The following is a 13,296-nucleotide window of genomic DNA, read 5'->3' on the forward strand; positions in this document are numbered from 1 at the left end:
TGGCTTTGGCCCGGCTTGCGACGATGCCTTGGACTATCGCAAGTCATAGGCCGACCATTGGTCCCCTCAACTTCCCGAAAGTGGATGTTCCGCTGGACCGGGTGTTTGCTTCATCTCCCCGCCGGGCCCGCAAGGCCGTATCAGATCGCTCACCACAATGAGGGCGACCGTGAATCAGGGATTTAATTGATGGACAAGCTTCTTAGGGCGCGCCGCCGTTCTATTCTGGCTAGCACCGCGCTCATTGCCGTGAGCGTATGGGCTGCTCCCGCCCTTGCCCAGACCGGCGCGCAATCAGCCGCCGGTGAGGCAGAGACCGCCGCTTCCGCGCCGGGCGACATCGTCGTCACCGGCTCGCGCATCGACCGCCCCGGGTACGAATCGCCGACCCCCCTGCTCCACATGACGCAGGAAGACCTCGAGGTCGTGAGCCGCACCAACATCGGAGCCGCGCTCGCCGACCTGCCGCAATTCAAGGCTTCGCAGTCCCCGCAGACCTCGGGCACCAATGCCCAGGCGGGTCGCTTCCCGATCAACATCCGCGGCCTGGGTGAGACGCGCTCGCTCGTCCTCGTCGACGGCCGCCGTCTCGTCAGCGACAATGACCTCAACACCGTGCCCTCGATCATGGTCAAGAGCGTGGATATCGTCACCGGCGGCGCCTCGGCAGCCTGGGGCTCGGACGCGGTCGCGGGCGTGGTCAACATGATCATCGACAGCGATTACGAAGGCGTGCGCCTCGGCGCAGAAGGCGGGATCTCCTCGCGCGGGGATGCGCAGCAGGTCAAGTTCGAGGGCAAGTACGGCACCCGCTTCGCGGATGGCCGCGGCCACTTCGTGATCGGCGGCGAGTTCGTCGACAACAAGGGCATCCTCAAGAAGACCGACCGCGAGAACACCGGCCGCTTCGCCACCATCAGCAACGCGCTGACGCCCGATGTCGGCCTCGCCACCCAGTTGATCGGCGGCTACATCACCTCGGGCGCGCTCAAGGGCTACGGCTTCAACCCCGACGGCAGCCTGCGCACACCCGACCTCGGCAGGATCGTCGGCACCAACATGGTCGGCGGCGAAGGCCCGTCTGACGACGAGCGCAGCCCGCTGATCACGCCGCAGAAGCGCTACGCCGTGATGGCCAAGGCGTCGTTCGAGCTGACCGATACGCTCAAGCTGAGCGCCGACCTGCGCTATTCGCGCTACTACAACAGCTACACCTGGTTCGGCGACCACACGAGCAGCGTCACCATCAAGTCCGACAATGCCTTCCTGAACGACAGCATCAAGCAGGCGTTGGCCGCTGCCGGGCAGACCAGCTTCACGATGGCCCGCTACAACGCGGACCTGTCGTACAGCACCATCAACCTCGACCGCCGCAGCATCCAGGGCACGCTTGCCCTCGACGGCAGCTTCGGTGACGGACGCTGGCGCTACGGGGCCTATTACAGCCACGGCCAGTACCGCAACAAGATCAACACGCCAGGGTTCCTGATCACCCAGAACTTCGCCAACGCGGTGGACTCGGTGATCGACCCGACCACCGGCCAGGCGGTGTGCCGCTCGCGTGCGGCGGGCTGCGTGGCGATCGACCTGTTCGGCGAAGGCGCACCTTCGCAGGCAGCGATCGACTACGTCACCGGCACCCCGCGCCTGAACAGCCTGAACAAGCTTGACACCTACGGCGTCTCGCTGCGCGGCGAGCCGTTCGACCTGCCTGCCGGGCCGGTCTCGATCGCGATCGGCGCGGAAGGGCGCAACCTCTCGACCGTGTCGAAGGTGGGCGAACTCGATGCCGCCAGGGCCTTCAGCACGTTCCGGTTCAGCTCGCTGAGCGGCAAGTACGACGTCAAGGAGGCTTTCGCCGAAGTCGTCGTGCCGGTGATCAAGGACGTGCCCGTACTCCGCAAGCTGGAGCTTAACGGCGCCGTGCGCGCATCGGATTACAGCACCAGCGGCACGGTATGGTCGTGGAAGCTGGGCGCCACCAACGAGTTCCTGCCCGGCGTGATCGGCCGCGTCACCCGTTCGCGCGACATCCGCGCGCCCAACGTGAGCGAGCTCTACACCAACCAGACGGTCAGCAACGTCAACATCGTGGATCCGCAGCACACGGCCGACGGCAGCCGCAGCGTGGTCGTCTACGGTGGTGGCAATTCCGCGCTGATGCCTGAGAAGTCGGACACCTGGACGGCCGGCATCACCACCGCGCCGCTGCGCGGGCTGACCGCCTCGATCGATTACTTCAACATCGCGATCAAGGACGTCATCACCAGCATCAGCGCTCAGGTGCTGATCGACCGCTGCAACGGCGGCAATACCAGCCTGTGCGACTACATCACCCGCAACAGCGATGACCGCATCACCAGCGTCGCCTCGTCCTCGGTCAACCTGTCGGAATTCAAGACTGACGGCGTCGATGCCGAAGTGGCCTATACGATGCCGGTGAACAACGAGGCGAACGGCCGCTTCACCTTCCGCCTCGTTGGGACCTGGGTGAACCACTTCACCACCGACGACGGCATCACCAAGGTCGAATACGTGAAGTCGCAAGGCTATGCCTTCGTCAACGGCGTGCCCCGCATCCGCGCCAACGCCTCGGTCGGCTATGCCAGCGACGGCTTCAGCGGCCTCGTCCGGGCGCGCTACATCTCGTCGGGATACTGGAACCGCACCGCCACGGCGCTGACCAACAACCGCATCCCGGCTTACACCTACTTCGATCTGCAGGTGAGCCAGAAGGTTCCGTTCGGCGACGGCGACAAGCACTTCGAGCTTTACGGCAACGTGTCGAACCTGTTCGACAAGAACCCCCCGCTCTACTCGACCTTCTCGCCCTACTACGACGTGATCGGTCGCTACATGACCGCGGGTGTGCGCCTCGAGTTCTGAGGCCCCCATCCAGGACAAACGAAAGGCGGCGGGTTCACACCCGCCGCCTTTTTCATGGCTGCTCGGTCATGGTGCCGGAGCAGTCAGGGATTGAAGCGGTGCATCCATTCCACCATCACCGGATCGGGATGCGAGGCGAGGATATGGGCGAGCACCTCGGGGCGCTCGTCCTGGCCCAGCTTGAATATCCCCGCGCACGAGCGAATCTCGGCACGGAAGCCGATGATCGCTCCGGCCAGGCGGGAATAGCGCTCGCCGAGTTCTTCCTTGGACCACGGAACGGCGCGGGCACGCTCCATCTCGTCGATCAGGATTTCGAGGGCGGGCCCGGTCAGCGCATCGTCGAAATGAAGGTCAGCCGCGACACGCAGCTGCACGTAGTTCCAGGTCGGCGCCCAGTCGCGAAGACCCGCGTGTTCGGGCGAGACGTAGCCCTGCGGCCCGGTGAAGAGAATGCTTGCGCGGTGATCGCCTCGCAGCGCGTCATGCAAGGGGTTGTGCCGCGCCATGTGCCCGATCAGCGCGACGAGCTTTCCTTGCTCGTCGTATTCGCCGACGAGAGGCAGCAGGGCCGACTGAACCTCATCTCCATCGGCACAGGACTGCACCCAGGCGAGCGGGTACTGCTCGATCAGGAACCGGACGTCCTGCGGGCCATAGGCCGCGAATAATTCGTTCAACGCGCTGCTCCTCATCCACGCGGCAATGGATGCCGCGCCAAGCATGCAGTGGGTCATAGACTGGCCCGTCTCAAGGGCCAGTCTTGCCAAAACCTGCGGGACCAGCGGACCAACTCAATATTCGAACGAGGCGCCGTTGCTCTGGGCCTCCTCGAAGGCGGCGGCGGTCGCCATCGCCGCCGCGACCTCGCGGCTGGTCATGCCTTCGAACCACTGCGCCTCGTGAGGCCTGCGGCGCGGCCATTGTTCGTCGAGCGTGGCGGCATCGTAGAGGCGCCCGTTCTGCATCACGAACTCGAGTGAGCGCGTGTTGCGGATGTCGGCCAGCGGGTCCCTGTCCAGCACCAGCAGGTCGGCCAGCTTGCCCGGCTCGATCGAGCCAAGATCCAGCACCCGCCCGATCACCTGCGCCGAACCGATCGTCGCTGCGTGGAGTACTTGGGAGGGGCTGGCCCCGCCGGACGCCATCGCCTCCAGTTCCCAGTGATAGGTAAGCCCCTGCACGATGCCGTGCGCCCCGACACCGAGCAGGCCGCCGGCGCTGCCGATATCGCTCGCCTGCTGCGCGAAACGGGCGAAGCCTTGTCCGTCCGCCCGGTTCCACTGCGCTGAATCGCGTTTCGCGGCGAAGGCGAACTCGGGCACGAAGCGGCCCAGCTTGGCGTCGAAATCCTGCTGGTGTCCGGCCGTCATAGCCCCCAGCGGCCCCGGCGCGCCGTAGAGCACCAGCATCGTCGGCACCGTGGAGATCCGCGAGCGCACGAGCATCTGGATGAGGTCGTCGTGGATCGGCGCGATCGGCAGGCTATGCTCGTTGCCGGCATAACCGTCGAGCATCTGGGTCAGGTCGAGGCGGTAATCGCTCGCCCCCTCGGTCGTCGGCATGAGTCCGAGGGCCTGCGCGCCTTCGATCAGGTGCCGCCGCTCGGCCCGGTCGCCGACCATGTACTGCTTGATGTTCGGCGTGCGGTAGTAGTCCGAATAGCGCCGCAGCGTGGCGATGGCGTCCTCGCGGCTCGCCATCGGGCTGGTGCGGAACACCCCTTCCCCGGTCGAGAAGACGCGCTGGCCGGTCATCAGGCCGGCGTCGATCATGTCGGCATAACCGAACACGTCGGGGTCGAACGCCTGCACGTCGAGCCCGGCGGTCACCCCGTAAGCCAGGTTCGCGGCGAAATCCCAGTGCCCGATGTCAAGGATGCGGCGGCGCGTCTCGAACCAGTGGGCATGGGAGTCGATGAAGCCCGGCACGATGAACTTGCCCGTCACGTCGCGCATTTCGGTGCCGCGAGGGATCTTGACGGTCCCGCGCGGACCGATCCCGGCGATGCGGTTGTCGACGACGAGAAGGTCGGCGTCGTCGATGACTTCGTCGCCCTTCATCGTGGCGACCCGCGCCCCGCGCAGAAGCAGGCTGCCACGCGGCACGTCGCGCGGCAGGGCCACGTCCATCGGTACGCTGCGCGCCCGCTTCTCGATGGCTGCGGGAGCGCCGTCGGTCGTGGCGCTCAGCGCCAGTTGCCGCACCGTCGAACCCACCGACCAGACGAGCGAGCGCATGCCGGGCGCCCAGTCCATGTAGTCCGCGCCGATCGCCGTGATCCGCCGCGCGCCCGAGGCTGGATCGCTGACCGTGACGGTCGGCGCCTCGCCCTGCTTCGCCTCCGGCACCGGGACGAGGTAGAGCTGCGAGGCATAGCGCACCAGCGCCGTCCTGCCGTCCGCGCCAAGCTGCGCGTTCTTGAGCGGCGCGGGCGCGTTGAAATACTGGCTGTCGGGCCGGGCGACCAGCTTCACCAGATGCCGCGCCGCCTCCTTGCCGGGCGCTGCGGGATCGATCGCATGCGACGAAATCCAGCCGTCCGCGTAATAGCGCACCCGCGCCGGATCGGCATCGCGGCGCAGGTCCATCGCCGCGCCCACATCGCCGAGCAAGGTCATCGGGCCGCCGTCCACCGGCAGGCGCACCAGCGTGGACGGCATCGGCCCGAGGCTCTCTGCCGAACGGTAGAGCCGGTCGTGCTGGCTGGCGGAAAAGGCGACCACGTCCTGGCCCCCCGCGAGGAACAGCGGCTCTGAATAATAGGCGGCCTGCGCGGTGATCCGGCGCGGCGCGGTCCTGCCGTCGACCGCCGCGACCCAGACGTGGCCGCCCTCCTTCGCGGTCCAGGTGACGTAAGTGACGAAGCGCCCGTCGTCCGACCAGCTGGGCTGCCAGGCGGCGCCGGGCACGTCGAGGCGGCGCGGCTTCGCGCCCTTGCGGTTCGCGGCCAGGTAGAGGCGGCCGACGGCGCCGAACACCAACTGCCGCCCATCGGGCGAAAGGCGCGGGGTCTGGATCACCCGGACGTGGACCGGGCCAGTGTCGATCCGGTGCTGGCGGCGCAGGTCCGGCGCCATCTCGTGCCGCACATGCGCCTCGAAGGGAATGTCCGCCAGCGCCCCAGTGGCGACGTCGAGCCGCTTCAGGCCGCCGCCGAGCCCCAGGTAGATGCTCCGGTCGTCGGCCGAAAAGACCATACGCGGCAGCAGGTCGACATAGTACCCGCCCGACTGCCCATCCGGATCGAGCGGCCGATGCAACAGCCGGTCCGCGCCATTGGCAAGGTCGTGCAGGCGCAGCACGGTCTCGTCGCCCTCGCGTGTCGCGTAGGCCAGCCAGCGTCCGTCGTGCGACAGCACGGGGCGCATGCCGCCGCCCGGCGTCGTCACTACCGCGTGCTGCTGGCGCATGGCCAGATCGAGACGCGCGATCGTCCAGTGCGGCAGCGGGCCGCTGGTCCAGGTCGTCCCCGCCTTCGCGGCGTAGTAGAGGCTCTTGCCGTCGGGAGAGGCGACCACGCCCATCGCGTTGCGCCGCTGCGGGTGTGGATCGTCACCATTCGGCTGCGCCTTGACCAGCACCTCGCCGGCGCCGCTCGCCGCGTCGAACGACCATAGCTCGAACGCCAGCACGCCCCAGATCATGCGCGAGATGTAAAGCGTTTTGCCGTCGGGCGACCACGCCGGCGAACTGTAGTGGGGCACACCGCTGTCATCGCGCGAAACGCGGCGGGCATTGCGGCCATCGGCATCGGCGATCCACAGGTTCTCGCGCCCGTCGCGATCGCTGACGAAGGCGATGTGGCGGCCATCGGGCGAGAATACCGGCTGGGTGTCGAACGCGGCGCCGGTCATCACCGGGCGTGCTTTCCCGCCTTCCGGCGGCAGCGCGTAGATGTCGCCGAGCAGGTCGAACAGGATGGTCCTGCCGTCGGGGGCGAGGTCGAGCGCGGGCCAGGTAACTTCCCGGGTATCGTATTCGATCACCCGCCCGGCCAGCGGCGGCAGCGTGTCCGCGAACACCGGGGCGGCGGGAAGCGGCGCCATGCATGCCAGGATCACCGAACGCGCCAACCATTTGCTCACTGCATCAACCCTTTGCATCGTTCTCGTCAGGACCGTGTCATCGCCGTGCCCCGTGCATCGCGAAACATCCAGTTTGCGTCCGCCGACGGGACCATCACGCAACCGGCCCCAAGCGCCGGTCAGACCGTGCTCAGGAGCAGGCTGGTCTCGCTGTTGAGCACCCCGTCGATCATGCGCACCTGCCGCAGCACGCGGTCGAACTCGGGCAGCGTGGCGGCGCGGATATCGGCGACAAGGTCCCAGTTGCCGTTGGTCGTGTGCAGCGTGCGGATCTCGACGATGCCCCGCAGCTTCTGGATCACCTGCGTCGTCGACTTGCCGGTGATCTCGATCATCATCACCGCCCGCACCGACAGGTCGTCATAATCGTCGCGGACCCGGATCGTGAAGCCGAGCAGCGTTCCGGTGTCGACCAGCCGGTCCAGCCGGCTCTGCACGGTGCCGCGCGCCACGCCCAGGACATCGGCCAGCTTCGACAGCGAGGCGCGCCCGTCCGCGCGCAAGTGACCGATGATCCGCCGGTCGAGATCGTCGGGGATGAATTTCGCGGAGGATGCCATGCCCGGATCGCCTTCCTTTTGAGCAAATTGCACAATCGATCCATAAAATTTGCGCAATGTTGGCCAGTTTGCAAGGCGGTCTTGCGATTTATACCAGCGGCTCGCCAGCCTAGGATCGTCCGGCCACTCACAACAGGACAAGACATCGATGCCTCCCGCTCCGTCCCCGCTCGCCTTCATTCCCTTCGTCAGCGTCGAGAACATGATGCGCCTGGTGCACCATTTCGGGATCGAGACGATGCTGCGCGAACTGACCGATGCGATCGAGGCGGACTACCTGCGCTGGCCGAAGTTCGAGAAGACCGCGCGGCTAGCCTCGCATTCGGAGGAAGGCGTGATCGAACTGATGCCGACTTCGGACGGCGAAGCCTTCGCCTTCAAGTACGTCAACGGCCACCCCAGCAACATCGCCAAGGGACTGCAGACGGTCGCCGCCTTCGGCCTGCTCGCGCGCGTCGACACCGGCTACCCGCTGCTGCTGGCCGAGATGACGTTGCTGACGGCGCTGCGCACCGCGGCGACCTCGGCGATGGTGGCGCGCAAGCTCGCGCCAGCGAACTCGCGGGTCATGGCGATGATCGGCAACGGCGCGCAGGCTGAATTCCAGGCGCTCGCCATGAAGGCCATCGTCGGCATCGAGGAAGTGCGCCTCTACGACATCGACCCCGCCGCCACCCGCAAGGTGGCGCGCAATCTCGAAGGCTCGGGGCTCAGGGTGGTCGCATGCGAGACCTCGCAGGACGCCATCGAGGGCGCCCACATCATCACCACCTGCACCGCCGACAAGGCCTATGCCACGATCCTGTCCGACAACATGGTCGGCGCGGGCATCCACATCAACGCCATCGGCGGCGATTGCCCGGGCAAGACCGAGTTGCACAAGGACATCCTCGCGCGGGCCGCCACTTTCGTCGAGTTCGAGCCGCAGACCCGCATCGAGGGCGAAATCCAGCAGATGGAAGCGTCCTACCCAGTGACCGAGTTCTGGCAGGTCCTAAGCGGCGAGGCGCCGGGCCGCGCCGACGCCCGGCAGATTACCCTGTTCGACAGCGTCGGCTTCGCGGTGGAGGATTTCTCCGCGCTGCGCTATGTGCTCGGCAAGCTGGAAGGCACCGCCTTCTTCCAGCAGCTCGACATTCTCGCCGATCCCGACGATCCGCGCGACCTGTTCGGCATGCTGCAGCGGGCCTCCGCCTGAGGTGCGAGGCGCGGGGCTTGGTCCCGCGCTTCGAAACGACCTTGGACCTTTACGGTCCAAGCGGCGAGGCGAAGAAGCGCCCCCACCAGACTGGAGAATGAGAATGGGCGATACGATCTTCGAACGCATGACCATGGACCGCCGGACGGTTCTGGCGGCCGCCCCGGTCGTGCTGGCTGCTGGCGCGGCGCCCGCTCTCGCCAAGTCGGGGCGGGGCGCTTCCGCTCCGAACGACATCGTCATGATGAACGCGACAGACCTGTCCGCCGCGATCCACCGGCGGGACCTGTCGAGCCGCGAAGTGATGACCGCGCACCTGGCGCATATCGACAAGCTGAACCCGCGCTTCAACGCCATCGTGTCGCGCGTCGACAGCGAGGCGTTGCTGCGCCAGGCGGCGGCGATGGACGAAGATGCCGCCGCCGGCCGCTTCCACGGCCCGCTGCACGGTTTCCCTCACGCGGTGAAGGATACCGCCCCGGTCAAGGGCATCCGCACGACGCAGGGCTCGCCGATCCTGCGCGACAACATCCCGGCCGCCGACAGCCTCGTCGTCGCCCGCATGCGCGAAGCCGGCGCCGTCTTCGTCGGCAAGACCAACGTCCCCGAATTCGCGCTGGGCTCGCACAGCTTCAACCCGGTGTTCGGCACGACCCACAATGCCTATGCCCACGGCCGCGCGGCCGGCGGCAGCACCGGCGGCGGCGCGGTCGCCCTGGCTCTGCGGATGGTGCCGGTGACCGACGGCAGCGACTTCGGCGGCTCGCTGCGCAACCCGCCGGGCTGGAACAACGTCTTCGGCCTGCGCCCGTCGTTCGGCCGCGTGCCCTCGGTGCCCAACAGCGACATGTTCTGGCAGAACTTCGCCACCTCGGGGCCGCTGGGCCGCACCGTGGCGGATCTTGCCATGCTGCTTTCGGTCCAGGCCGGCGGCGACAAGCGGTCGCCGTTCTCGCTCGGCGACGATCCCACCACGTTCGCCCGGCCACTCGACCGCGAATGGAAGGGCGCCAGGATCGGCTGGCTGGGCGACCTGGGCGGCGCGCTGCCCATGGAGGCAGGCATCATGGAGACCTGCACCAAGGCGCTCAAGGCGTTCGAAGCGATCGGCATGCGGGTCGACGAGGCTACGCTCACCGAACCGGCGGCCGAGATGTGGCGCACCGCGACGAAGCTGCGGCAGTGGTCGGTCGGCGCCGATCTCCAGGCCTTCTACGACGACCCTGCCAAGCGCGCGCTGATGAAGCCGGAAGCGATCTGGGAAATCGAAGGCGGCATGAAGCTGACCGGGCCGCAGCTCGCCGAGGCCTCGGCCGGACGCAGCCGCATCTACCAGGCCTTCGACGCCGCGTTCGAGCATTTCGATTTTCTCGTGCTGCCTACCGCGCAGGTCTTCCCCTTCGACGTCAAGGAACGCTGGCCGACGCAGATCGCCGGCAGACCGATGGACAGCTATCATCGCTGGATGGAAGTGACGCTGCCGGCAACGATGGCGGGATTGCCCGCGCTTGCCGTCCCCGCGGGCTTCGGCGGCGCGGAGCGGCTACCCATCGGGCTGCAGATCATCGGCAAGCGCCACGCCGACCTTGCCGTCCTGCAGGTCGGTCGCGCCTACGAAAAGGCCTCGCCGTGGATCGCCGCCAGCCTGCCGCCGGCACTGCGCGGCAAAGGCTGATTGCGCCTGAGGCGACAATCTGCGGCTGGGGCAAAGCGTGATCGAGTTGGAAATGAAGCATCCTTCGCCATCCCGCGCCCGTGCGCGGGATGGTGTTTCAGGATAAGGTGATCCTATTCAAGTCGCGGCCTCGGCGGCGACCAAAATCCGAGACTGGCGAGCACCCCGCGAAAGGAACTTTTACGTGCCCTTCAGCATATTCGAACTCTTCAAGATCGGCGTCGGCCCCTCCAGCTCGCACACGATGGGCCCGATGACCGCCGCCTGCCGCTTCGTCCGGGGGCTCGAGGCCGACGGGCTGCTGGCCGCGACGACCCGCGTGACGACTGCGCTCTATGCCTCGCTCGCGCTCACCGGCCGGGGCCATGCGACGGACACTGCCGTCATCATCGGCCTGCACAGCATAGACCCGGAGAGCGTCGATCCCGACAGCGCCGCGCAGATGCTGCACCGGGTCCGGGATACGCAAACGCTGGCGCTGGCGGGCCACCATCGGATCCACTTCAGCGAGGCTCAGGACCTGCTGTGGCATGGCGGCGACCAGCTCGCGTTCCACCCCAACGGGCTGTGCTTCACCGCTTACGGCGACAACGGCGACGCGCTGTGCTCGCGGACCTACTTCTCGATCGGCGGCGGGTTCGTGCTGGACGAGGACGATGTCGCGGCCGGTCCCGCCCGGGCCGGCGCGATCCTCGAGCCCTACCCGTACCGCGACGCGTCAGAACTGCTGGCCACGGCGGCGGAGCACGGCATGACCATCGCGCAGGTGGCGCTCGCGAACGAGGACGCCCGGCGCCCCCGCGCCGAGACGATGGCAGGGCTCGCCCAGATCCTCGGCGCCATGGACCAGTGCATCGAACGCGGGCTGGCCGGGACCGGCGAACTGCCCGGCGGCCTCAGGGTGAAGCGCCGCGCGAACCGGTTGCACGCGGAAATCCGGGCCCGGCAGGAGCGCGCGCTGAGCGACCCCCTGGCCATGCTGGACTGGATCAACCTCTGGGCGATCGCCGTCAACGAGGAGAACGCCGCCGGCGGCAAGGTCGTGACCGCGCCCACCAACGGCGCCGCCGGCGTCATTCCGGCCGTGCTGCGCTACCACGAGCGCTTCCAGGGCGGCACGCTCGAAAGCCGCACCACGTTCCTGCTCACCGCTGCGGCCATCGGCGCGCTCTACAAGCGCAACGCCAGCATTTCCGCGGCGGAAGTGGGATGCCAGGGCGAAGTTGGGGTCGCCTGCTCGATGGCGGCGGCGGGCCTCGCCGCGGTGATGGGCGGCTCGAACGCGCAGATCGAGAACGCGGCGGAGATCGGCATGGAGCATAACCTGGGCCTGACCTGCGATCCCATCGGCGGCCTCGTCCAGATCCCCTGCATCGAACGCAACGCCATGGGCGCGGTCAAGGCGATCGACGCGGCCCGGCTCGCGCTGAGCGGTGACGGGCAGCACTATGTCAGCCTCGATCACGTCATCGACACTATGCGCCGCACCGGACGCGACATGAAGCAAAGCTACAAGGAAACGTCCCTCGGCGGCCTGGCGATCTACGCGCCGGCCTGTTGATGCCAGCCCGAGACTACTGATTGGAGAGGTCTACGCCCACAAAGTCGTGGACATCCGAAGGATCTGGCGAGGTGGGCAAACACCGTCGAACAGTTCGAGGTGGCTGACCACCGGATGGGTCTTGGGCTCATTCGGGTCGTAGCCGAAAGGGGGCAGCACCCAAGCGTTGATCGACTGCGGCGCTCCACGGAACCGGGTCAGCGCAGAGGACGCGATGCGTTCATCGTGCAGATGTTCGCGCGACGCGGCGATCTGCGCGATGGCGGCAGGAGGACAACCGTCGTGTCGAACTGGCCGTGGGGAGAACTTCAGCGCCGAGAACGGCGCGCCTTCGCCCCCCTGGGGAGTGGGGGTTTGGTCGGGGGACCGAAGGCGCCGTCTGTCAGGCCTTGCGAGTGAGCCCGACCATCAGCACCGCAAGTTTGAGCTGGTGCGCGGCGAACTTCAACGCGCCCAGGAAGCATGCGGCGTATCCCGACGCGAACAACTGGTCGGGGTGATCCCTTCGCCGCCCGGCCCGCCGAGTTCGTTCGGCGTAGACAAATGCAGATCGAGCTGGCCATCCTCGGAGCGGGTGGGGCCATCACGGCCTCCGTTTGCGGTGGCGGATGTGCGATACTTGACGTCGATCGACATGGTTCATTCCTTTCGACGTAGCCGCAGGTCATTCCTGCGGAGATGCTGAGGAAAGGCCGATCAGGTCGCAGCGACCTTCGAGCGGCGGCGTGCGCTGCTGACGGTGAGCGAAACCGCAGAGATGAGGAAGTAGAAGGCGCCGAAGGCAGCGTAGGGTGCGATGTCGGCGATGCCAACCGGCGCGGCGTCCGCAGCCTTGCTGAGCATGTGAGCCCCGGCGAGCCCAGATTGGGCGCCGCTCAGGATCATGGCCCACTGCGCCCCATAGGATTTCCAGCGCCGCACGCCGGTGATGAGCTGGAAGAGCCCGGACAGTACCGCCCACACCCCAAAGATCTGGAGAACGGCGTGCATGCCGTGCGGAAGGGTCGCCGCCACGGCGACGGCGGTCACGACGCTGACGACGAAGTTCAGCATCTGGCTCTTGTTCTTCACCAGACCGCCCGTCCGGCTGGCGTCGAGATAGTTGGCGAGCGCATCCCAGGCGGGATAGGCGACGAGCATCACTCCAGCCAGCGCCGGCATGGTCTGCGCGGCGGTGAACGCGAGCGCGACCCATACCGCGGATACGGCGAAGCGAAGATAGTAGTAGGTCTTGAGCCAGTCCCGGTCCGGGGCTTTCGCTTGGATGGTGGTCGTCATGGCAGGGTTCCTTTCAGTGATGCGGGTACACGTGTCCCTTCCCGGAATCC

Annotated in this window: 8 protein-coding genes and 1 pseudogene; 4 read left to right on the top strand and 5 right to left on the bottom strand. The window is 67.2% G+C overall.

Annotated elements, in window-relative coordinates; genetic code table 11:
* Window positions 1–189: 189 nt before the first annotated feature.
* On the top strand, window positions 190–2,886 hold the full coding sequence (locus tag PMI02_RS07895; RefSeq protein WP_007681246.1) for a TonB-dependent receptor domain-containing protein: 2,697 nt from the start codon (window positions 190–192) through the stop codon (window positions 2,884–2,886).
* Between the two features lie 83 nt (window positions 2,887–2,969).
* Here the strand turns inward: PMI02_RS07895 and PMI02_RS07900 are convergent, their stop codons facing one another.
* The 3 genes from PMI02_RS07900 to PMI02_RS07910 form a co-directional block, all read right to left on the bottom strand.
* Window positions 2,970–3,566: an FMN-binding negative transcriptional regulator gene (locus tag PMI02_RS07900; protein WP_007681247.1), complete on the bottom strand. Its 597-nt coding sequence runs from the start codon at window positions 3,564–3,566 to the stop codon at window positions 2,970–2,972.
* A 114-nt stretch (window positions 3,567–3,680) separates the two neighbouring features.
* Window positions 3,681–6,974 (bottom strand): amidohydrolase family protein, encoded by a 3,294-nt coding sequence (locus PMI02_RS07905; protein WP_162130151.1) that lies wholly within the window; start codon window positions 6,972–6,974, stop codon window positions 3,681–3,683.
* A 119-nt stretch (window positions 6,975–7,093) separates the two neighbouring features.
* Window positions 7,094–7,534, bottom strand: coding sequence for an Lrp/AsnC family transcriptional regulator (locus tag PMI02_RS07910; protein WP_007681249.1), 441 nt, complete (start codon window positions 7,532–7,534; stop codon window positions 7,094–7,096).
* A 148-nt stretch (window positions 7,535–7,682) separates the two neighbouring features.
* Here PMI02_RS07910 and PMI02_RS07915 point away from each other — a divergent pair, with 148 nt between their 5' ends.
* The 3 genes from PMI02_RS07915 (at window position 7,683) to PMI02_RS07925 (ending at window position 11,968) form a co-directional block, all read left to right on the top strand.
* Window positions 7,683–8,732: an ornithine cyclodeaminase gene (locus tag PMI02_RS07915; protein ID WP_007681250.1), complete on the top strand. Its 1,050-nt coding sequence runs from the start codon at window positions 7,683–7,685 to the stop codon at window positions 8,730–8,732.
* Between the two features lie 103 nt (window positions 8,733–8,835).
* Window positions 8,836–10,407 (top strand): amidase, encoded by a 1,572-nt coding sequence (locus PMI02_RS07920; protein WP_007681253.1) that lies wholly within the window; start codon window positions 8,836–8,838, stop codon window positions 10,405–10,407.
* Window positions 10,408–10,591: 184 nt separating this feature from the next.
* Window positions 10,592–11,968 (top strand): L-serine ammonia-lyase, encoded by a 1,377-nt coding sequence (locus PMI02_RS07925; protein ID WP_007681255.1) that lies wholly within the window; start codon window positions 10,592–10,594, stop codon window positions 11,966–11,968.
* Between the two features lie 412 nt (window positions 11,969–12,380).
* Here the strand turns inward: PMI02_RS07925 and PMI02_RS26305 are convergent.
* Together PMI02_RS26305 and PMI02_RS07935 are read right to left on the bottom strand one after the other, a co-directional pair.
* Window positions 12,381–12,604: pseudogene (locus PMI02_RS26305) on the bottom strand (organic hydroperoxide resistance protein); the annotation flags it as partial.
* 60 nt (window positions 12,605–12,664) lie between these two features.
* Complete coding sequence (locus PMI02_RS07935) at window positions 12,665–13,246, bottom strand: DUF308 domain-containing protein (protein WP_007681263.1); 582 nt, start codon at window positions 13,244–13,246, stop codon at window positions 12,665–12,667.
* Between the last annotated feature and the right edge of the window lie 50 nt (window positions 13,247–13,296).

This window comes from Novosphingobium sp. AP12, assembly GCF_000281975.1.
GTDB lineage: Bacteria > Pseudomonadota > Alphaproteobacteria > Sphingomonadales > Sphingomonadaceae > Novosphingobium.